Source organism: Sphingobium baderi (assembly GCF_001456115.1).
Classification (GTDB): Bacteria; Pseudomonadota; Alphaproteobacteria; order Sphingomonadales; family Sphingomonadaceae; genus Sphingobium; species Sphingobium baderi_A.
The window spans coordinates 566131-591257 of the sequence record NZ_CP013264.1 but is presented as its reverse complement, the minus strand read 5'-3'; the positions used below and the strand labels follow the sequence as shown (position 1 = coordinate 591257).

General features: G+C 65.7%; 29 protein-coding genes. 17 read left to right on the top strand and 12 right to left on the bottom strand.

Annotated elements, in window-relative coordinates; genetic code table 11:
- The first annotated feature begins 103 nt into the window (after positions 1-103).
- The 4 genes from cobS to ATN00_RS03060 all read left to right on the top strand — a co-directional run bounded on the left by cobS (position 104) and on the right by ATN00_RS03060 (position 3941).
- Entirely contained in the window at positions 104-1111 is a 1008-nt protein-coding gene (cobS, locus tag ATN00_RS03075; protein ID WP_062068335.1) for a cobaltochelatase subunit CobS, read from the top strand.
- A gap of 26 nt (positions 1112-1137) precedes the next feature.
- Positions 1138-1557 (top strand): OsmC family protein, encoded by a 420-nt coding sequence (locus ATN00_RS03070; protein WP_062061983.1) that lies wholly within the window; start codon positions 1138-1140, stop codon positions 1555-1557.
- Positions 1554-3377 (top strand): cobaltochelatase subunit CobT, encoded by a 1824-nt coding sequence (cobT, locus tag ATN00_RS03065; RefSeq protein ID WP_062061979.1) that lies wholly within the window; start codon positions 1554-1556, stop codon positions 3375-3377. The genes ATN00_RS03070 and cobT overlap by 4 nt, the downstream gene beginning before the upstream one ends.
- 93 nt (positions 3378-3470) lie before the next feature.
- A complete protein-coding gene (locus ATN00_RS03060) occupies positions 3471-3941 on the top strand; it encodes a GreA/GreB family elongation factor (protein ID WP_062061976.1) in 471 nt (156 codons plus the stop codon).
- 183 nt (positions 3942-4124) lie between these two features.
- Here ATN00_RS03060 and ATN00_RS03055 read toward each other — a convergent pair whose 3' ends face one another.
- From ATN00_RS03055 to ATN00_RS03045, 3 genes are all read right to left on the bottom strand, one after another.
- Complete coding sequence (locus ATN00_RS03055; protein ID WP_062061973.1) at positions 4125-4616, bottom strand: Dps family protein; 492 nt, start codon at positions 4614-4616, stop codon at positions 4125-4127.
- A 119-nt stretch (positions 4617-4735) separates the two neighbouring features.
- Positions 4736-5302, bottom strand: coding sequence for a TMEM165/GDT1 family protein (locus ATN00_RS03050; protein WP_062061970.1), 567 nt, complete (start codon positions 5300-5302; stop codon positions 4736-4738).
- Between the two features lie 22 nt (positions 5303-5324).
- Positions 5325-5642 (bottom strand): hypothetical protein, encoded by a 318-nt coding sequence (locus ATN00_RS03045; RefSeq protein WP_062061967.1) that lies wholly within the window; start codon positions 5640-5642, stop codon positions 5325-5327.
- Positions 5643-5932: 290 nt separating this feature from the next.
- Between ATN00_RS03045 and rpmG the strand changes: the two genes are divergently transcribed.
- Positions 5933-6100 carry a 50S ribosomal protein L33 gene (rpmG, locus tag ATN00_RS03035; RefSeq protein ID WP_062061963.1) on the top strand — a complete coding sequence of 56 codons (168 nt, stop codon included), beginning with the start codon at positions 5933-5935 and terminating at the stop codon, positions 6098-6100.
- Between the two features lie 155 nt (positions 6101-6255).
- On the opposite strand, the gene ATN00_RS03030 is transcribed toward rpmG, so the two are convergent.
- Both ATN00_RS03030 and ATN00_RS03025 read right to left on the bottom strand, forming a co-directional pair.
- Positions 6256-8124, bottom strand: a complete 1869-nt coding sequence (locus ATN00_RS03030) for a PhoX family protein (protein ID WP_062061961.1) — start codon at positions 8122-8124, stop codon at positions 6256-6258.
- A gap of 150 nt (positions 8125-8274) precedes the next feature.
- Positions 8275-8637 carry a response regulator gene (locus ATN00_RS03025; RefSeq protein WP_197413658.1) on the bottom strand — a complete coding sequence of 121 codons (363 nt, stop codon included), beginning with the start codon at positions 8635-8637 and terminating at the stop codon, positions 8275-8277.
- 72 nt (positions 8638-8709) lie between these two features.
- Between ATN00_RS03025 and ATN00_RS03020 the strand changes: the two genes are divergently transcribed.
- From ATN00_RS03020 to ATN00_RS03000, 5 genes are all read left to right on the top strand, one after another.
- Positions 8710-8994: a DUF3572 domain-containing protein gene (locus ATN00_RS03020; protein ID WP_062061958.1), complete on the top strand. Its 285-nt coding sequence runs from the start codon at positions 8710-8712 to the stop codon at positions 8992-8994.
- Complete coding sequence (locus ATN00_RS03015) at positions 8991-9644, top strand: HAD family hydrolase (RefSeq protein WP_062061955.1); 654 nt, start codon at positions 8991-8993, stop codon at positions 9642-9644. The genes ATN00_RS03020 and ATN00_RS03015 overlap by 4 nt, the downstream gene beginning before the upstream one ends.
- Positions 9644-10108 carry a RidA family protein gene (locus ATN00_RS03010; RefSeq protein WP_062061952.1) on the top strand — a complete coding sequence of 155 codons (465 nt, stop codon included), beginning with the start codon at positions 9644-9646 and terminating at the stop codon, positions 10106-10108. Before ATN00_RS03015 ends, ATN00_RS03010 begins: the two co-directional genes overlap by 1 nt.
- Before the next feature lie 73 nt (positions 10109-10181).
- Positions 10182-10820, top strand: coding sequence for a glycerophosphodiester phosphodiesterase family protein (locus ATN00_RS03005; protein ID WP_231746450.1), 639 nt, complete (start codon positions 10182-10184; stop codon positions 10818-10820).
- The gene (locus ATN00_RS03000; RefSeq protein WP_062061946.1) at positions 10813-11949 is read left to right on the top strand and encodes a GNAT family N-acetyltransferase; all 1137 of its coding nucleotides are present in this window, start codon (positions 10813-10815) and stop codon (positions 11947-11949) included. Before ATN00_RS03005 ends, ATN00_RS03000 begins: the two co-directional genes overlap by 8 nt.
- A 6-nt stretch (positions 11950-11955) precedes the next feature.
- On the opposite strand, the gene ATN00_RS02995 is transcribed toward ATN00_RS03000, so the two are convergent.
- Positions 11956-12252: an SEL1-like repeat protein gene (locus ATN00_RS02995; protein ID WP_062061943.1), complete on the bottom strand. Its 297-nt coding sequence runs from the start codon at positions 12250-12252 to the stop codon at positions 11956-11958.
- A gap of 203 nt (positions 12253-12455) precedes the next feature.
- On the opposite strand from ATN00_RS02995, the gene ATN00_RS02990 reads away from it, so the two are divergent.
- Positions 12456-13718 carry a multidrug effflux MFS transporter gene (locus ATN00_RS02990; RefSeq protein WP_062068331.1) on the top strand — a complete coding sequence of 421 codons (1263 nt, stop codon included), beginning with the start codon at positions 12456-12458 and terminating at the stop codon, positions 13716-13718.
- Between the two features lie 25 nt (positions 13719-13743).
- Here the strand turns inward: ATN00_RS02990 and ATN00_RS02985 are convergent, their stop codons facing one another.
- Positions 13744-14616: an MJ0042-type zinc finger domain-containing protein gene (locus tag ATN00_RS02985; RefSeq protein WP_062061942.1), complete on the bottom strand. Its 873-nt coding sequence runs from the start codon at positions 14614-14616 to the stop codon at positions 13744-13746.
- Positions 14617-14785: 169 nt separating this feature from the next.
- Between ATN00_RS02985 and ftsE the strand changes: the two genes are divergently transcribed.
- From ftsE to ATN00_RS02965, 4 genes are read left to right on the top strand one after another with little or no spacing between them, the layout of a single operon-like run.
- On the top strand, positions 14786-15499 hold the full coding sequence (gene ftsE, locus ATN00_RS02980) for a cell division ATP-binding protein FtsE (RefSeq protein WP_062061939.1): 714 nt from the start codon (positions 14786-14788) through the stop codon (positions 15497-15499).
- Positions 15496-16401, top strand: a complete 906-nt coding sequence (locus ATN00_RS02975; RefSeq protein ID WP_062061936.1) for a cell division protein FtsX — start codon at positions 15496-15498, stop codon at positions 16399-16401. Before ftsE ends, ATN00_RS02975 begins: the two co-directional genes overlap by 4 nt.
- Positions 16398-16928, top strand: coding sequence for a YdcF family protein (locus ATN00_RS02970; RefSeq protein WP_062061933.1), 531 nt, complete (start codon positions 16398-16400; stop codon positions 16926-16928). The genes ATN00_RS02975 and ATN00_RS02970 overlap by 4 nt, the downstream gene beginning before the upstream one ends.
- 10 nt (positions 16929-16938) lie before the next feature.
- Complete coding sequence (locus ATN00_RS02965; protein ID WP_062061931.1) at positions 16939-17643, top strand: lysophospholipid acyltransferase family protein; 705 nt, start codon at positions 16939-16941, stop codon at positions 17641-17643.
- On the opposite strand, the gene ATN00_RS02960 is transcribed toward ATN00_RS02965, so the two are convergent.
- From ATN00_RS02960 to ATN00_RS02950, 3 genes are all read right to left on the bottom strand, one after another.
- A complete protein-coding gene (locus tag ATN00_RS02960; protein WP_062061928.1) occupies positions 17640-18545 on the bottom strand; it encodes a prephenate/arogenate dehydrogenase family protein in 906 nt (301 codons plus the stop codon). The genes ATN00_RS02965 and ATN00_RS02960 overlap by 4 nt on opposite strands.
- A 1-nt stretch (position 18546) precedes the next feature.
- Positions 18547-19644, bottom strand: coding sequence for a pyridoxal phosphate-dependent aminotransferase (locus tag ATN00_RS02955; RefSeq protein WP_062061925.1), 1098 nt, complete (start codon positions 19642-19644; stop codon positions 18547-18549).
- A gap of 130 nt (positions 19645-19774) precedes the next feature.
- Entirely contained in the window at positions 19775-20725 is a 951-nt protein-coding gene (locus ATN00_RS02950; RefSeq protein ID WP_062061922.1) for a 2-hydroxyacid dehydrogenase, read from the bottom strand.
- Positions 20726-20814: 89 nt separating this feature from the next.
- Here ATN00_RS02950 and metX point away from each other — a divergent pair, with 89 nt between their 5' ends.
- Positions 20815-21951, top strand: coding sequence for a homoserine O-acetyltransferase MetX (gene metX / locus ATN00_RS02945; RefSeq protein ID WP_062061919.1), 1137 nt, complete (start codon positions 20815-20817; stop codon positions 21949-21951).
- Positions 21948-22541 (top strand): methionine biosynthesis protein MetW, encoded by a 594-nt coding sequence (gene metW, locus ATN00_RS02940; RefSeq protein WP_062061916.1) that lies wholly within the window; start codon positions 21948-21950, stop codon positions 22539-22541. Before metX ends, metW begins: the two co-directional genes overlap by 4 nt.
- A gap of 12 nt (positions 22542-22553) precedes the next feature.
- Here the strand turns inward: metW and ATN00_RS02935 are convergent, their stop codons facing one another.
- Together ATN00_RS02935 and ATN00_RS02930 are read right to left on the bottom strand one after the other, a co-directional pair.
- Positions 22554-24134, bottom strand: a complete 1581-nt coding sequence (locus tag ATN00_RS02935) for a peptide chain release factor 3 (protein WP_062061913.1) — start codon at positions 24132-24134, stop codon at positions 22554-22556.
- A 45-nt stretch (positions 24135-24179) separates the two neighbouring features.
- Positions 24180-25061, bottom strand: a complete 882-nt coding sequence (locus ATN00_RS02930) for an aldose 1-epimerase family protein (protein ID WP_062061910.1) — start codon at positions 25059-25061, stop codon at positions 24180-24182.
- Between the last annotated feature and the right edge of the window lie 66 nt (positions 25062-25127).

Here is a 25127-nt window from a genome sequence, read left to right as displayed (position 1 = left end):
GCAAGCCGCCCTCTGTAGACAGCTTATTCCCTAGCCTCCCTCGACATGCGCTTGGCCTATGGTCTAGGGCTTGGCAGACTCGTTTGACCGAAGAGACATGAAGATGACCGACATTTCCAACGTCCAGCCCGACACCCGCGACGAGACGCTGATGGAAGCGCCCGATCGGGAAGTGGATGCGCGCGACGTCTTCGGCGTCGATGTCGACATGAAGATCCCGGCCTTTTCGCAGGCTGACGAGCGCGTGCCGGACCTTGACCCCGCTTATGTGTTCGATCCGGACACGACGCTGGCGATCCTGGCGGGCTTCGCGTTCAACCGCCGCGTGATGGTGCAGGGCTATCACGGCACCGGCAAGTCGAGCCATATCGAGCAGGTGGCCGCGCGGCTCAACTGGCCATGCATCCGCATCAACCTGGACGCGCATATCAGCCGCATCGACCTGGTGGGCCGCGACGCCATCGTGCTCAAGGACGGGCAGCAGGTGACGGAGTTTCGCGAAGGATTGCTCCCCTGGGCGCTGCAGCGGCCGGTCGCGCTGGTGTTCGACGAATATGATGCGGGCCGCCCGGACGTGATGTTCGTGATCCAGCGCGTGCTGGAAACCGACGGCAAGATGACGCTGCTGGACCAGAACCGGGTCATCCGCCCGAACCCCTGGTTCCGCCTGTTCGCGACCGCCAATACGGTCGGCCTGGGCGACACGACCGGCCTTTATCACGGCACGCAGCAGATCAATCAGGGACAGATGGATCGCTGGAACGTCGTGGTCGCGCTCAATTACCTGCCCGCCGCGACCGAAGCGCAGGTGGTGCTCGCCAAGTCGGGCGAATATGACCATGAAGGCGGCCGCAAGGAAGTCGAGAGCATGATCAAGGTGGCGGAACTCACCCGTCAGGGCTTCATCAACGGAGACATTTCGACCGTCATGTCCCCGCGCACCGTCATCAGCTGGGCGCAGAATGCGCTGATCTTCAAGGATGTGGGCTTCGCCTTCCGCCTCTCCTTCCTCAACAAATGCGATGAGGCGGAACGGCCGCTGGTGGCGGAATATTATCAGCGCGTGTTTGGCAAGGACTTGCCTGAAAGCGTGGCGCACCGGGCCGCCTGAACGTCCCGCCGGCAGGAGCATAGGTCATGATCGTCGTTGAACGGATTGCGCCCGATGGCACCGCGCATCGCATCAGCATTCGCGGCCATGAACTGATCGCGGACATGAGCGCGCCGGATGGCCATGATGAAGGCCCCGATCCGCATGACCTCTACGATTCCGCGCTGGGCGCGTGCAAGGCGATGACGATGCTCTGGTATGCCCAGCGCAACGGCATCCCGGTGGAAGGCATCCATGTGGGCGTCGTGCGCGACAATAGCCGGGAGCGGCAGGGCGTCTATCACCTCACTACCCGCATCGCCGTCAGCGGGCCGCTGACCGACGAGCAGCATGGCAGGCTGATCGCGGTGGCGGCCAAATGTCCTGTCCACAAGCTGATGAGCGAGGTGCGGACGGAAATCGAGACGATCGCCGTGCCGCGCGTGAGCGATCCGGAAGGCCGATGACCGAGCGTTCCGCCCTCGACGCTTTCAAGGATGTGCTGTCCGGCGCGGCGCGCTCCCTTGCGCGCGATGCGGAGGTGGAGGTGGGCTTTACCGCCGACGCGCCGCATATGGCGGGCAAGGCGATCAAGGTGCCGACGCCCGGACGCGCGCTGGCCGCCGATCAGGTGGCGCTGGCGCGCGGTTTCGCGGACGCCAATGCGCTGAAGCTGCGGCATCATAATGCGCGGATGCACAATGCGTCGGCCCCGGCGGACGCAGTGGCGCGCGCGGTCTATGACGCGGTCGAGCAGGCGCGAGTGGAAGCCATCGGTTCGCGGGCGATGGAGGGGGTGCGCGACAACCTCAACCACGCGCTCGACATGCGGCTGAAGTCCGATCCGATCCGGCGGGCGCGTTCGGCGGACGAAGTGCCGCTGTCCACCGCGCTGGCGCTCAAGGTGCGCGAGCGGCTGACGGGGCAGGCGGTGCCCAGGGATGTCACTGACGGCCTTGCCAAGGTGGATCAGTGGATCGAGGACAAGGCAGGGGCCGACCTGGATGCGCTGTCGCTCGCCATCGACGATCAGCGCGCTTTCCAGAAACTGACCGCCGCGATGCTGGAGCATCTCCAGCTTGTCGATGCCGATACGCCGCCCGAAACGGACGAGGACGAGTCCGAGCAGGAGGGCGAGGAGGAAGAGCAGCAGGAAGAAGGCGATTCCGGCGAGGATCAGGCCGGTGACAGCGACATGAACGCGCAGGCGCGGGCCGAGGAGCAGGGCGGCGAGAGCGAGGACGGCGACGCCGACTATAGCGAGGAGTTCGACGCCGACAGCGAGGATGGCGGGGACGAGATGGGCGATGAGGGCATGATGCCCGTGCGTCCGAACCGGCCGATGGGCGACTTGCCGCCGGGCTTCGATTACAAGGCCTATACGCTGCTGCATGACGAAGTGGTGACGGCCGAAGACCTGTGCGATGAGGATGAACTGCTGCGGTTGCGCGGCTTCCTCGACCAGCAGTTGGTGAGCTTGCAGGGCGCGGTGACGAAGCTCGCCAATCGCCTCCAACGACGGCTGATGGCGCAGCAGTCGCGGTCGTGGGATTTCGATCAGGAGGAAGGGCTGCTCGACGCGGCGCGGCTGGCGCGGATCGTGATCGATCCCACGCGCTCGCTTTCCTACAAGATCGAGCGGGACACCGAATTCCGTGATACGGTGGTGACGCTGCTGATCGACAATAGCGGCTCCATGCGCGGGCGGCCGATCAGCATCGCGGCGATCAGCGCCGACATCATGGCGCGCACGCTGGAACGCTGCGGCGTCAAGACGGAGATATTGGGCTTCACCACGCGCGCGTGGAAGGGCGGGCAGAGCCGGGAGGACTGGCTGGCGGCAGGGCGTCCGCCAATGCCGGGACGTCTCAACGACCTGCGGCATATCGTCTACAAGAAGGCCGACGAACCGTGGCGGCGGGCGCGCAAGAATCTGGGCCTGATGATGCGCGAGGGCCTTTTGAAGGAAAATATCGACGGGGAGGCGCTGCTCTGGGCGCATAACCGGCTGATCGCGCGGAATGAGGAACGCCGCATCCTGATGGTGATCTCCGACGGCGCGCCGGTCGATGACAGCACCCTGTCGGTCAATAGCGGCACCTATTTGGAGCGGCATTTGCGGCAGGTGATCGAATGGATCGAAAACCGATCGCCGGTGCAGTTGGTCGCCATCGGCATCGGCCATGACGTGACGCGCTATTATCGCCGCGCCGTCACCATCATGGACGCCGAACAGCTTGGCGGGACGATGGTGGAACAGCTCGCGGGTCTGTTCGACGAAGATTAACCGGCTGCTGTGCCGGGCAAGGTCCGGCTCTCTCCCCTGGAAAGGCCCGGACCCGGATTTCCCGGTGCGGACGGCCCTGAAAAGGAGAGTGTCATGAGCGTCGCCTTTCGCCGCGAAAGCGATGAGGAGCATCTGGAACCGACTTTCGAGATTCCCATTCCGGCCGGCCCCAATTGGGTGACGGCGCGAGGCCTGCGGCTGACGCGGGAGAAGGTGGAGGCGCTGGAAGCGGTTTCCACCGAGGGCATGGCCGAGGAGGATGCGAAGAAGCTCAAGCGCGAACTGCGCTATTGGCGCACCCGGCTGGCGAGCGCGCAGGTGCAGCCGGCGGCGGAGGGCGATGCGGTCGCCTTCGGCACGCGCGTCACCTATCGGCAGGGCAAGCAGGACAAGACCGTCCTGATCGTCGGCGACGACGAGGCCGAGCCGGCGGAAGGACGCATCGCCTTTTCCGCGCCGCTCGCCCGCGCGATGATGGAAGCGGAAAAGGGCGAAAGCGTCGATTTCGGCGGCAAGGCTGGTTCGCTCAGGATTTTGAAGGTCGAGGTGATTGGGGAGGAATAAGGGGGGAGCGACCGTTTGCGGACAACCCACCTTCGTTCAGGGCGAACGGAGATGGGAATAGCAGACAGTCCGCTCCCCACCTAAACCCGCCATTCCGCATACAGGTTGGCAAACGCTATCACCGCCAAAAGAAAATGCCCCCCGACCGAGTCGGAGGGCATTTCCGTTTCCATTGGTCGCGGTTCAGGCGTTGCGGCTGGCCTCGAACAGGAACCAGGCGCGTTCCTCGGCCTGGTCGGTCCAGTCGTCGACAATGCCTTCGGTGGCGTTGTCGCCCGCTTGCGTGGCGGCTTCCTTGGCGGCGCGGAGCGCTTCGACCAGCTTCAGATTATCCTCGCGCAGTTCCTTCAGCATGTCGGTGGGATTGACGAAATCGGCGTCATTGTCCTTGAGCGTCTGGTGGCGCGAAATATCGCCGATCGACCGCAGCGTGGTGTTGCCCGTCTTGCGAACGCGCTCCGCGATGAGGTCCGTGGTGGCGAGGATCTGCGCCGCCTGATCGTCGAACATCAGGTGATAGTCGCGGAAATGCGGACCGGACACATGCCAGTGGAAATTCTTGGTCTTGAAATAGAGCGCATAGCTGTCCGCGAGCACGCCGTTCAAAGCCTCCGCCACCGACTTGGTCGCGTTGCTCTTGAGGTCGGTCGGGGTTTTGAGGTTGGAAGCAGTCATGCCTGTTTCTCCTGTTGGCGAATGATTTCGCCCTTATAATGATCCAGCGTGCCGAAGGTGCCATAAAAGTGCCCCGGAAGGGCTTTGAAATTATCATTCACGCTGATGGAAACATTCGATCAGAGCAGCGCCAGCGCGGAGAGGGCGGTGATCGCGCCGGCCAGCAAAAGCACCCCTCCGCCGCACAGGCGGATGGCGCGTATCGGCAGGGCGGCCAGAAGCAGATCGCGCAGCAGGACGACCGGGACGCAGGCCGCGATGATTCCGATGGCCCCCCCGATGGCGGCGAGCGCCGGGTCGGCGGTGCGGGTGGCAAGGCCCAGGATCAGGAATTGCGGTCCGTCGCCAAAGCCCAGGATGAAAAGGCCGAGCGTAGTGGTGAGGAATGCGCCGATCTTCCACCCGTCGAGCGGATCGGGCGCCTTCACCGGCCAGAACAGCCCCAGTCCGAGGAACAGCAACGACAGTGCAAGGAACAGCAGCCGGGCATCGGAACCCAGCATCGGGCCGATATAGGCGCCCGCGGTCGCGGAAATGGCGGCATTGGCGATGGCCGCGACGACTATCCCTGCGATCACGGCGCCATTGCGGTTGAAGCGCGTGGCGAGCGCCAGCGCCAGAAGCTGGCTCTTGTCGCCGATCTCGCCGATCAGGCAGCCGAGCAGCGCGATCAGCAGGGCGTCCATCGGCGGCGTCGAACCCCTTCGTTCAGGCGCGCAGCGGCGACGCGGACGCGGGCGCGACCGTCAGATGCGGCGGAAGCGACGGCATTTCCGCCGCAATCGCGTCACGCAGGAAATCGAGATAGGACAGCACCACAGGCCCCAGTCCATGCAGCGACAGCGCCGATTCCAGTGTCGCGGCCAACCCTTCCACCGTATCGATATGGAAGGCGCGGGCGATGTGGCGGATATGATCCACCTCATCGTGAATGCGCGGCACGGATAGGTGGCCACGTTGCCCCGCCAGACCGTCGACCCGCCCCAGCAGATCGGAAAGTATGGTTTGCATCGGATCATGTCGCATGGAGAAGACTCCCCTGTCCTGTCGCTCCGAAGATCATCCTGCGCCTGTTCTGGTTAACGGCGCGTAAAGCGGCATGGTCGCGGATCGACATGCTTCCCACATGGGGAGCGCGGGCTGGATTTTCGAGCGGCGGCGCGCGGAAAAATGGGTCGGGCGCAACGGTTTCGTGAAGGCGGCCATCGGTCTTTCCCTTGACAGGCCGCCGAATCTGCCGCATGGGCCGCCACTGAAACGGGGCGGTCCCATGGGGCCGCTTTTCTTTTTCACGAGATTCACAGGACTTTAGGGCCATGGCCAAGCCAGCAACTGTCAAGATCCGCCTCGTCAGCTCGGCTGACACCGGATTCTTCTACGTCACCAAGAAGAACCCGCGCACCCAGACCGAGAAGCTGAGCTTCCGCAAATATGATCCGGTCGTGCGGAAGCATGTCGAATTCAAGGAAGCCAAGATCAAGTGATCCGGTGGACGGCGTAGTGCCGTCCCGGTCGCAGGATTGAGGTTCCGGGCCCTGCGCCCCGAACGAAAAGGCCCGTCCCATCAGGGAACGGGCCTTTCCTTGTTGGCTGCGCGATAAGAAGGAAGGGGGACGGGCAAAGCCATCCCCCCGAGCCGTCAGGCGCCGACGGGCTTGTCGTCGCTGCGACGCACGACGATGGTGGATGATCGCGGTTCCTGACCCGATACCGGCCAGTCGCCGGTCGGATGCTGGATGTTGACGAAGAAGGTCTTGAGGTCCGGCGTATAGGCAAGGCCGGTGATCTCGCAGCCGGTCGGGCCAACCAGGAAGCGCTTCGATTCCTTGCTGTCCTGGTCGATGTAGAACATCGCATTGTGGCCGAACACATCCTCGATGCTCTTGCCGGTGACGCCGGAATTGCCGGGGATGCTATGGTCGGTCTGCACCCACAGGCGGCCCTGCGGGTCGATGCGGATGCCGTCAGGGCTGGAGAAGGTGTCGCCTTCGATGTCGCCCACCAGATTGTCGCCGCCCGACGCCAGCGCCGGATCGCCCGCCAGCAGGAAGATTTCCCAGCTGAAATCGGTGGCCAGCGGCGAATCGCCGGCTTCCTTGAACTTGACGATATGGCCGTGGAGGTTGCGGACGCGCGGATCGGCGGGAACGGTCGATTGACGGCCGCTATTGTTGGTGAGCGTCACGAAGATGGCGCTGTTGTCGGGCGCGACCGTGATCCATTCCGGGCGATCCATGACGGTGCCGCCAGCCACGCGCGCGGCGCTCTGGCAGTTGACCAGCACTTCGGCCTGGTTGCGGAAATCGACCGGCGCGGGCGCGGGCGGCGTGGTGCTCTGGCTGACATTGCCCGGATCGGAAGCGCCGACCGTCAGGCCGTTGCGCCCCTGGGTCAGTTCGCGCCATTCGCCGCTGCCGTCCGCGTTGAAGCGCGCGACATAGAGCGTGCCATAGTCCAGCATCCCGGTGTTCGCCCCGCGATTGTCGGCGCTGTAGGCGCGGTCGCACACGAACTTGTAGATGCAGCCCGGCGTCGAATCGTCGCCCATGTAGAAAGCGACGCGGCGGTCGTCATTCGTCATGTGGGCGACATTTTCGTGGTTGAAGCGGCCGAGCGCGGTGCGCTTGGTCGGCGGCGCGAGTTCCTGGAACGGGTCGATTTCGACCACCCAGCCGTAATTTTCCTCCGGCTGCGTCGGATCGAGATAATTGTCCGTCGTTTCCTCGCAGGTGAGGTAGGTGTTCCAGGGCGTGCGGCCCGAGGAACAGTTGTTGAGCATCCCCTTGATCGTGCCCGACAACAGGCCTGCGGCCGGACCGCCCGCGCGATAGCTGCTGTTGCCGGTATAACGCTTGTTATGGCGGGAATCGGCCTTGACCGCCCATTTGCCGTCCGATCCCTTGGCGATTTCGACCACGCCGATGCCGACGGCGGACAGCGCCAGCTTTTTCTGGTCGGCGCTCGCGGTCGCCGCGTCGTAGGCGCCGGACATCAGGATATTATAGTCGGGAAGCTCGAAATTGAGCGCCAGCAGGCCGCCCGTGTTGGGATCGACGCCCGACAGTTCGAAATATTCCATGCCGTCATGATTGCCGCCGCACCATTTTTCAGCGTCGGCTGGCGTCGGATAGCTGCCCGAATAGGCCGTGCCCGCTTCGATCGAATCGCCTGCCTTCAGCAGCACGTCGACGGTGTAGCCATTGGGGACGGTGACCGTGTCGTCCATGTTCGCCGCGACCGGCGCGAAGGCCACGTCATAGCTGGGCGTGGGGGTCGGCGTGGGCGTGGGCGTGGGGGTCGGCGTGGGGCCGGCATCGTCGTCGTCATCATCGCAGGCGGCCAGCGTGCCCAGCATCGGCAGGATCGACAGGCCCAGAAGGCCGTTCTTCAGGATGGTGCGGCGGCCCGGATTGGCGGCGACGATGGTTTCCAGGCTGTTTTCGCCGCCGGTGATGCGCGGCTGCGCGTCGCGATAAGGCGCGCGCGCCTCGTCAGTCAGATGAGACATGGATATACCCCTGTGTTGTTCCAGGCCGTCGGCCCAGCGCCGCGTCCCTTGATGCGGCGGGGTGGCAGACAGGGATGACAGGGACGCTTCGGGACAGGGTCAGGGGCGTGACCGTCCCATGACAATTATGCGACGGACGGGATGGGCCGGTTACAGCAGCGCGTTCACCTGCTCCACGAAGCGCAGCACGGAAATGGGCTTGGAGACATAGGCTTCCGCTCCAGCGGCGCGGATGCGGTCCTCATCGCCCTTTCCGGCATAGGCGGTGACGGCCATGATCGGCACGGCTGACAATCCTTCATCCGCCTTTAGCGAGATGATGAGGTCGACGCCGCTGACATGGGGCAGATGGATGTCCATGATGCACAGGTCCGGCCGGAAATCCCGCGCCTGCCGCAGCACGTCGCGCCCGTCGCGCAGGGGCAGCACTTCATGCCCGTGCGCGCGCAACAGGTCGCAAAAAAGTTTGAGATTGAGTTCGTTGTCCTCGACAACGAGCACGCGCTTTGCCACCAGTCACCCGCGTTTTCAAAAAAGGCCTTATGAAAAACGTCATAGCCCTGAAAGGCGCGTAGAGAAACCGTCATGCGAGCCGATACCCACAATAGCAGGAAGGATGGCGCGGATGCGGCCACGCTGGCGCTGATGGCGCTCGCCTGGACCGTGGGGGATGAGCGGAGGGCCGACCGGCTGCTGGCGCTGACGGGGCTGGACGCCGATGCCCTGCGCGCCGGGATCGGCGATCCGGGGGTTCTGGGCGCGGTGCTGGGTTTTCTGGCCGATCATGAGCCGGACCTGATCGCCTGCGCGCAGGCCGTTGAAACGACACCCGAGGCGCTGATCGCCGCGAAGGAGGAACTCAGCCGATGACTCGTCCCCTCATCATCACCGATTGCGATGAGGTGCTGCTGCACATGCTCGTCCCTTTCCGGGAGTGGGCGGACGAGGCGCATGACCTGCATTTCGATTTCGACCGATTGAAATTCGCGGACGCGCTGCGCCACAAGGAAAGCGACGAGCCGGTGACGCGGGAGGTTGTCTGGACGATGCTGACCGCCTTTTTCGACGATGAAATGGGCCGGCAAAAGCCGATCGACGGCGCGATGGAGGCCCTGGCCCGCCTGTCCGCCGTCGCCGACATCGTCGTCCTCACCAATATCGACGAACGGCACCGGCAGGGGCGAGTGGATCAGCTTGCGGGGCACGGGCTTCACGCTCCGGTCTTTTGCAACCATGGTCCCAAGGGGCCGCCGCTGGCGCGCATCATCGCGGATCGCAATCCTTCCGTGGCGCTGTTCATCGACGATATCGCCGAACATCACGCTTCGGTCGCCGAACATGCGCCGGGCGTGTGGCGGCTGCATATGGTGGGCGAGCCGGAACTGAAGGGCAAGATTCCGCCCGCCGATATGGCCCACGCCCGGATCGACGATTGGGCGCAGGCCGAAACATGGATCGCCGCGCGCCTTGCCGAGGGCCCGGCCCCGCATGATATTCCCCTTAGCGATGGAGCCAAGTGATGAGCATTGAAGCCCGCCTCAGCGAACTGGGCATCGTCCTGCCTCCGGCCGCCGCGCCGGTCGCCGCCTATGTGCCTGCTGTCGAGGTCAATGGCCTGCTGCATATTTCCGGGCAGATCGCGCTGGCCGACGGGCAGCTCATGACCGGGCGGCTCGGCGATACCGTCAACCTCGACTATGGCGTCCGCGCGGCGCGGGCCTGCGGGCTCAATCTGCTGGCGCAGATGAAGGCGGCGCTGGGGAGCCTCGACCGGGTGGAACGGATCGTGAAGTTGGGGGTCTTTATCAGCAGCGCGCCGGACTTCAGCGACCAGCCCAAGGTCGCCAATGGCGCGTCGGAACTGATGGTCGATGTCTTTGGCGATGCGGGCCGCCATGCGCGCAGCGCCGTGGGCGTGCCGGTGCTGCCGCTCAATTCAGCGGTCGAGATCGATGCGATCGTCCTTGTCCGGCCCGCGGCCTGAGCGTCTGGCTTTCCTGACCGAGCGCCCCTTCGCCCATCGCGGGCTGCACGGCGCGGGAATCAGCGAAAACGGCATGGCCGCATTCGACGCCGCCATCACCGCCGGTTTCGGCATCGAATGCGATGTGCGGTTGAGCCGGGATGGCGTGCCGGTCGTCTTTCATGACGCGATGCTGGAGCGGATGACGGCGGCGGCGGGTCGGGTCGCCGAACAGGATGCGGCGGCGCTGGAAGGCATGAAGCTGTCCGACGGAGGCGGGGTGCCGCGCCTCTCCGCGCTGCTGGCGCGCTGCGCGGGCGGCACGCCGCTGCTTATCGAGATCAAGGTCGACCGATGGCGCGAAGTCGCGCCGCTTTGCGCGGCGGTGGCTGTGGCGCTTGCCCGGCAGGCGGCGTCGACGGCGGCGGTCATGTCCTTCAACCCGCTGGCGGTGCGCTGGTTCGCACGGCACGCGCCGGACATCGTGCGTGGCATGGTGGTGACGCAGCAGGACAAGCCGAATCTGCGCGGCCGGATCGAACGGGCCCTTGCGCTGGCGCTTGGCCATCCCGATTTTATCGCCTGTGATATTCGTGACCTGCCATCGCCCTTTGCCGCATATTGCCGCCGAAAGGGATTGCCCGTGCTGACATGGACCGTTCGCGGCGCGGCGGATCGCGCCCGCGCCGCTGCCCATGCCGACCAGATCATTTTCGAGCGCGCCGATGACTGAGGTGGTCGCACGCGTGGCCGAAGGCGTGGCAGCCCTGCCCCGCGCGGAATGGGACGCCTGCGCGGGGACCGCCAATCCCTTCATAAGCTGGGATTTCCTGACCGCGCTGGAGGAATCGGGCAGCGTCGGGCCGGGCACGGGCTGGCAGGCGCTGCCGCTCGTGATAGACGGGGCGGATGGGCGCATTGCCGCCGCCGCGCCAGTCTATGCCAAGGCGCACAGCCAGGGCGAATATGTGTTCGACCATGGCTGGGCCGAGGCATGGCAAAGGGCGGGCGGGGATTATTATCCCAAGCTCCAGATCGCATCGCCCTTTTCCCCCGTGCCGGGGCCGCGCCTGTTGCTGCGCGAGGAAGCGCAGGCGCCCGCGCTGATCGCCGGGATCGAAACGCTGGTGGAGCGTAACGGGCTTTCGTCGGCCCATGCGACCTTTATCGCGCCGGAGCAGGTGCCGCTGTTCGAGGCTGCAGGTTGGCTGATCCGGGAGGACAGCCAGTTCCACTGGACCAACCAGGATTATCGCGATTTCGCCGATTTCCTCGCCAGCCTGTCCAGCGCCAAGCGCAAGAATATCCGCAAGGAACGCGAACGCGCGGTGCAGGGGCTGGACATCGTCCACCTGACCGGCGACCGGATCAGCGAGGCGCATTGGGACATATTCTGGGACTTCTATCAGGATACCGGAGCGCGCAAATGGGGGCGCCCTTACCTGACCCGCGCCTTCTTCTCCCTGCTGGGGGAGCGGATGGCGGACCGGGTGCTGCTGATCCTGGCGCTGCGCGACGGGCGACCGATTGCCGGGGCGCTCAACCTGATCGGCGCGGATGCGCTTTACGGGCGTTATTGGGGTTGCACGCAGGACGTGCCGCACCTGCATTTCGAGCTATGCTATTATCAGGCGATAGACGCGGCCATCGCGCGCGGCCTTGCCCGCGTGGAAGCAGGCGCGCAAGGCGGACACAAGCTGGCGCGGGGCTATGCGCCGCAGCCGACATGGTCCGCGCATTTCATCCCGAACCCCGGCTTTCGCCGTGCCGTGGCGGACTTTCTGGCCGCCGAACGCCGCGACGTGCAGCGCGACCGGGAATGGCTGAACGAACGGACGCCGTTCAGGAAAGCGGATTGCTGAATCCGATCAGGCGGCGCGCAGCTGGGTCGAAGCGATCCAGGCGCGCGCCTGACGCTGGGCCTGGGCGATTTCGCGCGCGGTCATTTCCTCGGCGATTTCCGCGCGCATCGTCTGCCCTTCGTCACTGCCCTTGAGCGCGGCGAGATTAAACCATTTATGCGCTTCGACCAGATCGATGGGCATCCCCCCCGTGCCGCAGCTATAGGCCACGCCCAGTTCGAAACAGTCTTCCGCCGTTCCGCGCGCCGCATCCGCCAGACGGCTTTCCATAAGGAACTGCGCGCTCCTGCTACTATTCGCCATAACCGACCTCCCCCTTCAAGGATTTGACCTCACGGTTTGCAACGAGGAACAGGTTGGACCGCCAGGCGATAAAAAATGGTTAACGCCTTTTGGAGCTTTCACTTTTATCGCCCAGTCCTGCCGGACGGTTTCACGGTTAACGCGACATCCGCAGGGGGCAGATAATGGTGGCGCGGTGCATCGATTGTCCGCATAGCCACCCCATGACCAAGACCCCTTCCGAAACCGCGGCCGTGCCCCCCAGGGACATGCATTTCCGCGAGTTCGTGCTGCTGTGTGCCGGCCTGATGGCCATGAATGCCTTGTCGATCGACCCGATGCTCCCGGCCTTGCCCGATATTGGGCGGGATCTTGGCATTCCGCGCCCCAATGACCGTCAGCTTATTATCAGCATGTATTTCATGGGGCTCGGCATAGGGTCGCTGCTGTTCGGAATCCTGTCGGACCGCTATGGGCGCAAACGGGTGCTGGGCAGCGCCATGGTGCTGTTCATCCTGTCTTCGATCGCCTGCGCGGGCGCGCACAGCTTCGCCATGATGTTGGTCGCGCGGACCTGCGCGGGCTTCTTTGCCGGGGCGAGCCGGGTCATCACCATCGGCATCATCCGCGATCGATTTCGCGGCGATGCCATGGCGCGGGTCATGTCCCTGATCTTCGCCGTCTTCATTCTGGTCCCGGTCATGGCGCCCAGCATGGGACAGGTGATCCTGTGGTTTGCGCCATGGCGGTGGATATTCTGGACGCTGGCGTTGCTGGCGACGATGATGCTGCTGTGGATGCTGTTGCGGTTGCCCGAAACGCTCAGGCCCGAAAACCGGATCAGCATCAGCGTCAGCGGCATTGTTCGCCGTGTCGGCGGGGTCATCACCCATCGCAGTTCGATCGGCTATATGCTGGCGAGCGGCGTGGCCATGAGCGGCCTTATCGGGTTCATCCTGTCGGTGCAGCAGATCATGTTCGACATATTCGATGCACGCGCCATCTTTCCGATCGCCTTTGCCGTGATGGCGGGCAGCATGGGGGTCGGCAGCCTGATCAACAGTCAGCTGGTGTCGCGTTTCGGGGCGCGGCGGCTCAGCCAGGGCGCGCTGATCGCGTTCATTCTGATCGGCGGCACGCATGTGGGCGTCATCCAGGCGGGCTGGGAAAGCCTGGGCTCCTTTCTGGTGCTGCAATCGCTGACGATGCTCACCGTCGCCTTCACCGCTTCCAATTTCAGTTCGATTTCGATGGAGCCATTTTCGCGGGGGGCGGGCATTGCGTCCTCCTTCCAGTCCTTTCTGACGACGGCGGTGTCGGCTTCGCTGGGCAGTCTGGTCGGTCATGCCTTTGACGGCACGGTGCTGCCGCTGGCGCTGGGGATGGTCTGCTTCGGGTGCGTGGCGCTGGTGATCATCGTCTGGGCGGAGCGGGGGAGGATGTTTACCCGCCCCAACAATGCTGCCCTGCGCGAGGTGGAATTCTGATCCCGCCTTTACTGAACGCCAAGCGTTACTGAACGAACGTCAGTGACAGGTTTTCCGCATTTTTGGGGATGTCGATCCGGCTTTCGTTGATCGACGCTTCCTCGCCGGGCCTGAGGCGGGTCTTGTCCGCCTTGGTCGTCCAGCTGAAGACGAGGCGGTTCTGACGGTCGCGCAGTTGCACCAGCACTGGCGGCACGGGCAGCGCCTGCTTGCCGCTGTTCACGATGCGCGCGCCAAAGGCGAAATATTCCTCGCCCGTGGGCAGCTTGCGCCGCTCGGCGGGCTTGGAGAGGTAGAAGAGCAGGTCGGGATCGCCTTCATCGGGGGTCAGGCCCAGGCTGACAGCCCAGCTTGGCGCGCCAAGATAATAGAGCGCGCCACCCGCCGCGGCGACGATCAGGCAGAAGGCGATGGCGGCATAGGTCGCCAGCTTGAGCGGATTGCGGCGCGGCTTGAAAGGCGGGACGGATTCGAACTGGCTCTGGTCGGCGGCTTCGGCTGCCGGCGCGCCTTCATAGATATTGTCGAAACGGCTTCCCGGCGCGGCAAAGGCGGGCGCGGAAGGGGGCGCATCGGTTTGCGGGTCTGTGTCTTCGGACTCGGCCTGCGCGACTGCGGCGGGAGCGGGCGGCGCCGGTTCCTCGACGATGTCCGGCTCTGGCGGTGACGGAGCCGCGGCGGGCGGGGGAGGAGGTGGTGGAGGCGGCGGTGCCGCGACCGGCTCCTCGCGCGGCGCGGGCGCGGGGATGATAGGCGCTTCCTCACGCGGCGGGAGGGCGGGGCCTTCCTGGAACCAGCTATGCTTGCAGGCCGCGCAGCGAACCTGGCGGCCGTTCGGGCCGACGGCGCTGTCCGGCACGATATAACGCGTCGCGCATTGGGGGCACACCAGGATCATTACGCTTCATAGCCATGGCTTGGACTCGCGCGCAAGCGGTCAAAATCGGCGGGCGCGCACGAACGCGACTCGCGGACTTGCGCGGCGCGGGCTTTACGGCAGCCCGCCCGCTGTGCCATGGCTGCGTATCAGGGGCAGAAGGGAGCGCGTCAGCGCCGGTTTTACGATCATGTCGGCCATCGTCCAGTTCGAAAATGTCGGCCTGCGTTACGGGCTGGATAGCGAGACGTTGTCCGACGTCAGCTTCTCGCTGCATGGCGGCGGTTTCTATTTCCTGACCGGCGCATCGGGCGCGGGCAAGACGTCGCTGCTCAAGCTTCTTTATCTGGCCCAGCGGCCCAGCCGCGGCGTCATCCGCCTGTTCGGGGAGGATGTGGTGACGCTCCCCCGCAAGCGGTTGCCCGGCTTCCGCCGCCGCATCGGCGTGGTCTTTCAGGATTTCCGGCTGGTCCCGCATCTGTCGGCCTATGACAATATCGCCCTGCCCCTGCGCGTCGCAGGCATGGAGGAGGCGGAGGTCGACGCGCCGGTCTCCGAAATGCTGAACTGGGTGGGGCTGGGCGACCGGGGACAGGCGCGCCCCGCGACCCTTTCGGGCGGGGAGCAGCAGCGCGTCGCCATCGCCCGCGCCGTCATCGCCCGGCCGGAAATATTGGTGGCGGACGAGCCGACCGGAAACGTCGACGCTGACATGGCAAGCCGCCTCATGACCCTGTTCGAGGCGCTCAATCGCCTGGGCACCACCATCGTCGTCGCAACCCATGACCTGCCGTTGATAGGGCAGGTGGCGGGCGCCCAGATGATGCGGCTGGACAAGGGGCGGCTGGCCGATCCCACCGGCGCGCTGCGCTATCCACCCCTGTCGCAGGGCAATGGCGGATGAGCGGAACGAGGGACCGCCGCGCCGCTGCCGCCGCGCGCCATCGGCTGCTGCCCGAAGGCCGGGTGGCCGGGCCGATGCCGTGGATCATCGCGATCATGATGTTCCTGACCGTGCTCGCCGCCGCCGCCGGGCTGGGGCTGGGCGCGGCTGTCCGGTCGATGAGCGCCGACCTTGCCGGGCGGGCGACGGTGCAGATCGTGGAAGCCGGTGCGGAGGCGCGGGACCGGCTGAGCGCGCGTGTGGCGCAGGCATTGCGCGGCGCCGACGGTGTGGCGCGCGTGGAAGCCGTCGACCCGGCCACGCTGTCGGATCAATTGCGCCCCTGGCTGGGCGAGGATGCCACAAGCGGCGACCTGCCCATTCCCGCATTGATCGACGTCACGCTGACGGCGGGGCAGGCGGATGCGAAGGTGGACCGCCTGCGCCGCCTGTTGTCGGGCCTCTCGCCCAAGATACGAGTGGAGCCGCATGCGGCATTCCTGTTGCCGCTTGCGGGGCTGTTGTCCGCGCTGGGGTGGCTCGCGGCCGGGATCGTGCTGCTGATGGCGCTGGCGACCGGCGCGGTGGTCGTGCTCGCGGCGCGGGGCGCGCATGACAGCCATCGCGGCACCATCGAAGTGCTGCACCTGATGGGCGCGACCGACGTGCAGATCGCCCGCCTGTTCCAGCGCCGCATCGCGCTCGACGCCATGCTGGGCAGCTTGCTGGGATTCGCCGTCGCGGCCTGTGTCATCCTGCTGCTGGGCGCGCGGCTGATCGCGACGGGATCGGAATTGCTGGGGGCCGTGCATCTGCCGTGGAGCAGTTGGGTCATGCTGCTGACCCTGCCGGTGGGCGGCATATTGCTGGCCATGCTGGCGGCGCGCTGGACGGTGCTGCGGGCGCTGGGGCGGGCGCTATGATCGTGCGGCTCATCGCTGTGTCAATCCTGGCCTGGATGCTGGGTTTCGCCTGGTTCGCGATTTTCCTGCCGCAACCGCTGGATGGCAGGCCGACCGACGCCATCGTCGTGCTGACTGGTGGAGCGGGGCGGATTGACCGGGGCCTTGTGCTGTTGCAGGAGGGCGCGGCCAAGCGGATGCTGATTTCCGGCGTGGACCGTTCCGTCCGTCCGGTGGAACTGGCGGCGGAATATAAAGTGCCTGAAAAGCTCTTCACCTGCTGCATCACCTTGGGCCGCGAAGCCATTGATACCCGCTCCAACGCCATCGAAACGGCGCGCTGGCTGGAACGGCGCGACTATCGCACCGTGCGGCTCATCACGACGGACTGGCACATGCGCCGTTCTGCGCTGGAATTGCGGCAGGCGTTGCCGGGGCGCGTGACCATTGTCTATGACGCGGTGCCGAGCCGCCCCAGCCTCACCATGCTGGCGCGGGAGTATAATAAATATCTGCTGCGGCGCGCGGCGGCGCTGATCGGCATCTGACGGTTCCGCTATGATAACCGCCCTGCGTTCCCTTGCCTTCCTCATCGTCTTTTATGGCGGATCGCTGCTGTTCGTGCTGTCGGCGATGGCCGCGCACTGGGTGGCGCCGGGCGCGGTTCAACCTATCGCGACAGGATGGGGCCGGTTCCATCGCCGCTGCGCGCGCTGGCTGCTGGGGCAGAAGGTGCGGGTGGAGGGGGAATTGCCACACGGGCAATATCTCTACATCATCAAGCATGAATCCATGTTCGAGACCATCGACCTGCTGTGCCTGTTTCACCGGCCCGCCATCGCGGCGAAGCGCGAACTGCTCGACATACCGCTATGGGGTGGGCTGGCGCGGGATTATGGCCTGCTGCCGGTGGAGCGCAGCGCGGGAGCGAGCGCCCTGCGCGCCCTGCTCGCCGCTGCGAGGAAGGCGAACACGCAGGGGCGCCCGATCTGTCTCTTCCCCGAAGGCACGCGCGTCCCTCATGGCGAAGCGCCGCCCCTGCGCGCCGGTTTTGCCGGGCTTTACGCGTTGCTGCGCCTGCCGGTGGTGCCGATCGCGGTGGACAGCGGGCGCGTGTCGCCGCGCGGGCATTTTCTGAAGCGGGCGGGAACGATCACTTACAAGGTGGGGGAAATCGTGCCCCCCGGCCTCGACCGCAAGGACGCCGAAGCACGGGTCCACGCCGCGATCAATGCGCTCAACCGATTGCCTGATCGACCCTAGTGCTCGCGCCCGAAATCGGGCTTGGGATCGTCCTGCCCCTGTTCGATGATCGACCGGCGGATTGCGCGCGTGCGGGTGAAGAGGTTGAACAGCGCATCCCCATCGTCCCAGCGGATCGCCCGCTGCAACGCCGACAAATCCTCCGAAAAGCGTTGCAGCATTTCCAGCACCGCATCCTTGTTGGCGAGGAACACGTCGCGCCACATGGTTGGATCGGACGCCGCGATGCGGGTGAAATCGCGAAAGCCGCCCGCTGAATATTTGATGACTTCGGACTGGGTCACATTCTCCAGATCGCTGGCCGTGCCCACGATGGTGTAAGCGATCAGATGCGGCAGATGGCTCGTCACCGCCAGCACCAGATCGTGATGCGCCGGCTCCATCGTTTCCACATCCGCGCCGATCCGCCGCCATAGCTCAGAAACACGCTCGACCGCCGCTGGGTCGGCGTCGGCGGGCGGCGTGACGATGCACCAGCGGCCCTGGAACAGCGTGGCGAAGCCCGCTTCCGGCCCGCTATTCTCCGTCCCCGCGACCGGATGCGCGGGAATGATCGTGCGCCCCGGCAGCGCGGCGCTGAGCTGCGCCAGCACATCGGCCTTGCACGATCCCACGTCGCTGACGATGGCGTCGGCGGGCAGGTCGTCGGCAAAGTCCGCCGCCGCCGCGCCCATCGCCCGGACCGGCACGCACAGCACCACCAGATCGGCGTCCGTCACCGCCGCGCCCGCTGTGTCGGTAACATCGTCGCACAGGTCGATGGCGCGCGCGATTTCCCGCACCTGCGGATCGGCGTCATGCCCCGTCACGCGCACGGTCGGCATATATTGCCGGATCGCCCGCGCGAGCGACGAACCGATCAGGCCAAGGCCGATGACGGTGACGCGCGAAAAAGGCAGCATATCAGGCCGCTTCCGCCATGGCGCGCAGCTTCGCGGCGACCGCCCGGACCTGTTCTTCGGTGCCGATGGTGATGCGAAGGCCGTTGGCCAGATCCTGCCCGGCGAGCCAGCGGGTCGCGAACCCTTCGTCCATCAGCCCCTGCATCGCGGCCTGCGCGCTCAGCCTGCCATCGAACAGGATGAGCAGGAAGTTCGCCTTGCTCGGCACGGCGCGCAGGCCGTGGTTGGACAGGGCGGCGACTTCGCCCGCCAGCCATGCGCGCCAGCGGCTGTTGTGCGCCCGGCTGGCTTCGACCCAGGCCATATCCTGCACGGCTGCCGCCGCCGCCGCCTGTCCGGCGGTGGTGACGTTGAACGGCCCCCGGATGCGGTGGAGGATGTCCACTACGTCCGCGCTGGCATAGCCCCAGCCGATACGCTCGGCGGCAAGGCCATGGATCTTGGAAAAAGTCCGGGTGACGAGCACATTGGGAGCGGTTTTCGCCAGCTCCAGCCCGCCATCATCCTCATCCGCGTCCAGATATTCGGCATAGGCCTGATCCAGCACCAGCAATATGTCGGGGCGCAGCCCGGCGTGCAGGCGCGCGATTTCCGCGCGCGGGGTCATGGTGCCGGTCGGATTATTGGGGTTGGCGAGGAAAACGACCTTCGTCCGCTCCGTCACATGGGCGAGCAGCGCATCCACATCGGTTGCATAGTCGGCGTCCGGCGCCACCACCGGCGTCGCGCCCACGCGCCGCGCCGCAATGTCGTAGACCGCAAAGCCGTATCGGACATAGAGCACCTCATCGCCCGGCCCGGCATAGCCGCTGGCGGCGAGATGCAGCAGCTCGTCCGATCCGGTGCCGTAGACGACCCGCGCCGGGTCCAGCCCATGCACCCGCGCGATCGCCTCGCGCAGCTTCGTCGCGGCGGGATCGGGATAGGTGGCGAGATCCGCCGAAGCGGCAACCAGCGCCGAATGCGCGGCTGCGCTTGTCCCCAGCGGATTTTCATTGGCGGACAGCTTGATGAGCGGGCGGCCGTCATCGGACATGGCCTTGCCCGGCACATAAGCGGAAATGCCGAGAATCCATTCCTTGGGAGCAGGGTGTGTCATGGCCGGGGCTTTAGAGCGATTTCGAGCCGGATGGAAGCATCTGCCAGTGCGGAAATTCGCCTCCTTTTCCCTTGGGGGAGGGCAGGCAGGCCGCTTCCCACCCAAACCCGCACCCCTTGCAAGCTAAGCGTCAGGCGACAGGCGTCACCAAGGGCCGCCCCGAAGCCCAGGCGTCCAGATTGGCGAGCACCAGATCGGCCATGGCCTGCCGCGTTTCGACCGTGGCGCTGCCCTGATGGGGTTGCAGCACGACCTGATCCATGGCGAACAGCGCCGCTGGCACATGCGGTTCGTTGGCGAACACGTCCAGTCCCGCGCCCGCGATGCGCCGGTCCGTCAGCGCCGCGACCAGCGCGTGCTCGTCGATCACGCTGCCCCGGCTGATATTGACGATGACGCCTTTGGGGCCAAGCGCCTCCAGCATTTCCGCGTCGACCAGCCTGCTCGTCTCCGCCCCGCCGGAGGTCGCGACCATGATGACGTCGCTCTGCCGTGCGAAGTCGATCCGGTCGGCGACATAGCGATAATGTGTGTCCGCCTGCGGGCGGCGGTTGTGGTAGAGGATTTCGCCCGCCACCGGCTCCAGCCGCGCGGCGATGGCGCGGCCGATGCGGCCCAGCCCCAATATGCCGATCCGCCGTCCGGTCACGCGGGCGGAGAGCGGCACGCCTTCGCCCCGCGCCCATGCCCCCGATCGCACCATGCGGTCATAGGCCGCGATGTTCCGCGCCGTGGCGAACAGCAGACCGACGGCCAGGTCCGCCACATCGTCGGTCAGCACGTCTGGCGTGTTGCTGACGCGGATGCCCTTGGCGCGGGCATGGTCCACGTCCACCTTGTCATAGCCCACCGAAAACAGCCCGATCATTTCCAGCCGGGGCAGCGCGTCCATGATCGCCGCGCCCGCGCCCACCGCGCCGAAGCTCACCAGCGCGCGGGCGTCCTTTACCACAGGGCCGAGCGCCGCCGGATCGGCATCGGCGGCCACTTCCAGCACATGAAAGCGGCTTTTCAGGCCCGCCATCAGATAGTCGGAAAGCGGACCATAAGCGATGACGGGAATGGCGCGATGATCGGTCATGGCCCTTTCCCTAGCGGCACTTGCAGGCGGTATCCAGCCATGCCGCTTTGCATTTGACAGCGCCGGACCCGCGGCTTAGCGCCAGGATCATGGCGACCATTCCCTCGCATGAAGACAGCCGTTTCGGCCTTCGCCGGCACGTGCGCCTGACCGGTCCCTTGCGGCTGGACAGCGGGGCGATGCTGGGCCCGGTGGACATCGCCTATGAAACCTATGGCGCGATGAACGCGGACCGCTCCAACGCCATCCTGATCTGCCATGCGCTGACGATGGATCAATATGTCGCGTCCGAACATCCCGTGACGGGCAAGCCGGGCTGGTGGTGGCGGCTGGTGGGCGAAGGGAAGCCCATTGATCCGGCACGGCATTTCATCGTCTGCGCGAACGTCATTGGCTCCTGCCTCGGCTCCAGCGGCCCGGCCAGCATCGACCCGGCGACCGGAGAGCCTTATGCGATGCGCTTCCCGGTCATCACCATCGCTGACATGGTGCGGGCGCAGGCGATGCTGCTCGACCATCTGGGCGTGGATCGGCTCGCGACCGTTATCGGCGGATCGATGGGCGGGATGCAGGCGCTCACCTGGCCGACGCTGTTCCCCGACCGGGTGGAAAGCTGCATCGTGATCGCATCCACTGCGCGTCACAGCGCCCAGAACATCGCCTTCCACGAAGTCGGGCGGCAGGCGATCATGGCCGATCCCCACTGGCGCGGCGGCGATTATTATGCGGACGGCGTGACGCCCGGCGCGGGGCTGGCCGTCGCCCGCATGGCCGCGCACATCACCTATCTGTCCGAAGCGGGCCTTACCGAGAAATTCGGCCGCCGTCTGCAAGGGCGGAATGCCAAGACCTTCGGTTTCGACGCCGATTTCCAGGTGGAAAGCTATCTGCGCCATCAGGGATTGAGCTTTGTCGAGCGGTTCGACGCGAACAGCTATCTCTATATCACCCGCGCCATGGATTATTATGACATTGCGGAGGATCATGGCGGATCGCTGGCCCGTGCCTTCACCGCCAGCAAGGCGCGCTTCTGCCTCGTCAGCTTCGATACCGATTGGCTTTATCCCACGGCGGAATCGCGCGTGATCGTCCATGCGCTCCATGCCTCGGGCGCGCAGGCGAGTTTCGTGGAGCTGTCCAGTCCCTTCGGCCATGACGCCTTCCTGCTCGAATGTCCCGAACTCAACCGGGTGGTGGACGGTTTCCTGAAAGGCGGCCGGGCGTGAGCGCGCCTCTGCGCCCCGATCTGGCCCTGATCGCCCGCACGGTGACGGTGGGCGCGCGCGTGCTGGACGTGGGCTGCGGCGAGGGCGCGCTGATGGCGGCGCTGCGCGACGCCAAGCAGGTGGACGCGCGGGGACTGGAGATCGACGGCGGCAATGTCGCCTCGGCCGTGGGGCGCGGCCTGTCGGTGGTGCAGGGCGACGCGGACATCGACCTGACCTATTATCCCGACCAGAGCTTCGACTATGCGATCCTGAGCCAGACCCTGCAAACGACCCGCCGGCCCGACCGCGTGGTCGAGGAATTGCTGCGGATCGGCAAGCAGGCGTTCGTCTCTTTCCCCAATTTCGCGCATTGGCGCGGGCGGCTGTCGCTGATGTGGGGCGGGCGGATGCCGGTGACGCGGCTGTTGCCCGACACATGGTATGACACGCTCAACATCCACCACGTGACGGTCGACGATTTCCGCGCGCTGGTAAAGGAACGGGGCTGGACCATCGACGGCCAGTGGTTCCTGAAAGGCGACAAGGAAACGACTCATGCGAACGCGAACCTGTTCGCCGAACATGCGGTGTTCCTGCTGCGGAAATAGCCTCGTGGAGGGTCAGCGCTCCCGGGTCGCGCTGAACTTCACGTCGGGGTGGCGCTCCTGCTGATAGCTGACGTCCCACGCGCTCTTCGCCATGAAGACGAGGTTGCCGTCGCGGTCCCGGGCCATGTTCGCGCCGTTGAATGACACCAGTTCCCTGATCGCGGCGTCGCTCCCCGCAATCCAGCGCGCCGTGTCGAAGGGCGAAGGTTCCAGCATGGCGGCGACCTTATATTCCGCCTCCAGCCGCGAGATCAGCACGTCGAGCTGGAGCTGCCCCACCACGCCCACGCTCCACGCGCTGCCGATTTCAGGATAGAAAACCTGGATCACGCCTTCTTCGGACAGGTCGTCCAGCGCCTTGCGAAGCTGCTTGGTCTTGGTCGGGTCCTTGAGCGCCACGCGCCGTAATATTTCCGGCGCGAAATTGGGCAGGCCGGTGAAGCGCACGCCTGCCTTCTCCGACAGTGTATCTCCCACCCGCAGCGTCCCGTGATTGGGAATGCCGATGATGTCGCCCGGAAAGGCTTCGTCCGCGATTTCCCGGTCCTGCGCGAAGAAGAGGATCGGCGAATGGACCGCGATCGGCTTGCCGCTGCCCGAAGGTGTCAGTTTCATGCCCCGCCGGAACTTGCCCGAACATAGCCGCATGAAGGCGATGCGGTCGCGATGCTGCGGGTCCATATTGGCCTGCACCTTGAAGATGAATCCGGTCACTTCGCTGTCCTCCGGCTCCACCGGCGCGGGCTCGGCGGGCTGGGCGCGGGGCGGCGGCGCGTGCTGGCTGAGCGCGTCGATCAGTTCGTTGACGCCGAACAGCTTGAGCGCCGATCCGAAATAAACGGGGGTCAAATCGCCATGGCGATAGGCCGCCAGATCGAAATCGGCGTAGCCGCCCACGGCCAATTCGGCCTCCTCACGCAGCTTTTCCAGTCCCTCCGCAGACAGATGCTCCGTAAGGGCATCGTCGCGCAGGCCCTCGACAAAGACCTCCTTGCCCTCGAACTCCTTGCTCGGCCCGCTGGGCTGGCGCAGGCGGTTCTTCGCAAAGTCGTATATGCCCTCGAACGTGCCGCCCATGCCGACTGGCCAGCTCATCGGGCACACGTCCAGCGCCAGCGCGTCCGCGACCTCGTCCAGCAGGGCGAAGGGGTCGCGTCCTTCCCGGTCGACCTTGTTGATGAAGGTGATGATGGGCACGTTACGCAGGCGGCACACCTCGAACAGCTTGCGGGTCTGCGGCTCGATCCCCTTGGCGGCGTCGATCACCATCACCGCCGAATCCACCGCCGTCAGCGTGCGATAGGTATCCTCGGAGAAATCCTCGTGCCCCGGCGTGTCGAGCAGGTTGAAGGTGACGATGTTCCCGTCCCTGTCCGGCCGTTCGAACGTCATGACCGAAGACGTCACGGAAATGCCGCGCTGCTGTTCGATCTTCATCCAGTCGGACCGGGCGCGCCGGTTCGCGCCGCGCGCCTTGACCTCGCCGGCCAGATGGATCGCCCCGCCTTCCAGCAGCAGCTTTTCCGTCAGCGTGGTCTTGCCGGCGTCGGGGTGGGAAATGATCGCGAAGGTGCGGCGGGAAGGTGTCGTCATGGGCTGCCCCTATAGCGAAAATTGCCGCCCGCGCCAGACGCGCTCTCAATCCACCAGTGTCACGTTCATCCGGAACTGCCGCGATGCGCCGGGGGCAAGGCGCATGATCCCCGGCTTGTCCCACACGTCGCCGGTAAAGCCGACCGGATCGGCCATCCCCGCCCACGGTTCGACGCACAGATAATGCGCGCCCGGCTTTTGCCACAGGCCCAGCCATGGCGTGTCGGGAAAGTCGATCTTCAACCGCCTGCGTCCCGGCACGCCCCAGATCAGGCTGCGGCTTTCCAGCCGGTCCCAGATCAGCGCGTCCCCTTCGAACATCGCATGGGTCGGCGCGAGCGTGTCGCTCTTCACCGGCGAGGCGACGCCGTCCCGCCCGATCAGGCCGGGTTCATGCCCCACCTTGCGGATTGGCGCGGGTTCGGCTTTCTCGAAGACGATGCGATGGTCCTCGACGCCGCCGCCATAGGGCAGGGGCCAGGCGAAGGCCGGATGATAGCCGAAGGAAAAGGGCATGTCCGCCCCGCCCCGGTTCGTGACCGTCGCCGTCATGCGGAGCGATGCGCCCTCCACCGCAAATCCCATGTCGAGCCGGAAATCGAACGGATAGGCCGCCCGCGTCTGCGCGTCCGATTCCAGCCGGAAGGTCGCGCCATCCTCCGTCCGTTCCACCAGCGCAAAATCCCTGTGCCGCGCAAAGCCGTGCTGCGGCATGGGATATTCGTCCCCGTCCAGCCGCCAGGCATCGCCCCGCGATCGCCCGACAAAGGGAAAGAGCAGCGGCGCGCGGCCCGTCCACCAGCGCGGATCGGCATCCGTCATCAGCGCGCGTCCCTCCGCGTCCGTCAGCGACCATAGTTCCGCGCCCAGGGGGTGGATGGCGGCGCGCAGCCTGTCCGAACCGATGCCAACCAACTGTTCCGTCATGGGCTTCTCCTGCTATGCCCGGTTGCATAGCCGGTGGACGTCCCCGTGTCTGCCGGTGCGATGCAG

Coding starts and splice junctions, on each gene's coding strand:
- cobT (WP_062061979.1), top strand. CDS start 1,554: ATGACCGAGCGTTCCGCCCTCGACGCTTTCAAGGATGTGCTGTCCGGC.
- ATN00_RS02975 (WP_062061936.1), top strand. CDS start 15,496: ATGAGCGGAACGAGGGACCGCCGCGCCGCTGCCGCCGCGCGCCATCGG.
- ATN00_RS02930 (WP_062061910.1), bottom strand. CDS start 25,061: ATGACGGAACAGTTGGTTGGCATCGGTTCGGACAGGCTGCGCGCCGCC.
- ATN00_RS02960 (WP_062061928.1), bottom strand. CDS start 18,545: ATGCTGCCTTTTTCGCGCGTCACCGTCATCGGCCTTGGCCTGATCGGT.
- ATN00_RS02995 (WP_062061943.1), bottom strand. CDS start 12,252: ATGGCGAATAGTAGCAGGAGCGCGCAGTTCCTTATGGAAAGCCGTCTG.
- ATN00_RS02970 (WP_062061933.1), top strand. CDS start 16,398: ATGATCGTGCGGCTCATCGCTGTGTCAATCCTGGCCTGGATGCTGGGT.
- ATN00_RS03050 (WP_062061970.1), bottom strand. CDS start 5,302: ATGGACGCCCTGCTGATCGCGCTGCTCGGCTGCCTGATCGGCGAGATC.
- ATN00_RS02990 (WP_062068331.1), top strand. CDS start 12,456: ATGACCAAGACCCCTTCCGAAACCGCGGCCGTGCCCCCCAGGGACATG.
- ATN00_RS03055 (WP_062061973.1), bottom strand. CDS start 4,616: ATGACTGCTTCCAACCTCAAAACCCCGACCGACCTCAAGAGCAACGCG.
- ATN00_RS02985 (WP_062061942.1), bottom strand. CDS start 14,616: ATGATCCTGGTGTGCCCCCAATGCGCGACGCGTTATATCGTGCCGGAC.
- ATN00_RS03005 (WP_231746450.1), top strand. CDS start 10,182: ATGGCCGCATTCGACGCCGCCATCACCGCCGGTTTCGGCATCGAATGC.
- ATN00_RS03010 (WP_062061952.1), top strand. CDS start 9,644: ATGAGCATTGAAGCCCGCCTCAGCGAACTGGGCATCGTCCTGCCTCCG.
- cobS (WP_062068335.1), top strand. CDS start 104: ATGACCGACATTTCCAACGTCCAGCCCGACACCCGCGACGAGACGCTG.
- ATN00_RS03030 (WP_062061961.1), bottom strand. CDS start 8,124: ATGTCTCATCTGACTGACGAGGCGCGCGCGCCTTATCGCGACGCGCAG.
- ATN00_RS02955 (WP_062061925.1), bottom strand. CDS start 19,644: ATGACACACCCTGCTCCCAAGGAATGGATTCTCGGCATTTCCGCTTAT.
- ATN00_RS03045 (WP_062061967.1), bottom strand. CDS start 5,642: ATGCGACATGATCCGATGCAAACCATACTTTCCGATCTGCTGGGGCGG.
- ATN00_RS02935 (WP_062061913.1), bottom strand. CDS start 24,134: ATGACGACACCTTCCCGCCGCACCTTCGCGATCATTTCCCACCCCGAC.
- ftsE (WP_062061939.1), top strand. CDS start 14,786: ATGTCGGCCATCGTCCAGTTCGAAAATGTCGGCCTGCGTTACGGGCTG.
- ATN00_RS03000 (WP_062061946.1), top strand. CDS start 10,813: ATGACTGAGGTGGTCGCACGCGTGGCCGAAGGCGTGGCAGCCCTGCCC.
- ATN00_RS02950 (WP_062061922.1), bottom strand. CDS start 20,725: ATGACCGATCATCGCGCCATTCCCGTCATCGCTTATGGTCCGCTTTCC.
- ATN00_RS03015 (WP_062061955.1), top strand. CDS start 8,991: ATGACTCGTCCCCTCATCATCACCGATTGCGATGAGGTGCTGCTGCAC.
- ATN00_RS03070 (WP_062061983.1), top strand. CDS start 1,138: ATGATCGTCGTTGAACGGATTGCGCCCGATGGCACCGCGCATCGCATC.
- metX (WP_062061919.1), top strand. CDS start 20,815: ATGGCGACCATTCCCTCGCATGAAGACAGCCGTTTCGGCCTTCGCCGG.
- ATN00_RS03060 (WP_062061976.1), top strand. CDS start 3,471: ATGAGCGTCGCCTTTCGCCGCGAAAGCGATGAGGAGCATCTGGAACCG.
- ATN00_RS02965 (WP_062061931.1), top strand. CDS start 16,939: ATGATAACCGCCCTGCGTTCCCTTGCCTTCCTCATCGTCTTTTATGGC.
- ATN00_RS03020 (WP_062061958.1), top strand. CDS start 8,710: ATGCGAGCCGATACCCACAATAGCAGGAAGGATGGCGCGGATGCGGCC.
- rpmG (WP_062061963.1), top strand. CDS start 5,933: ATGGCCAAGCCAGCAACTGTCAAGATCCGCCTCGTCAGCTCGGCTGAC.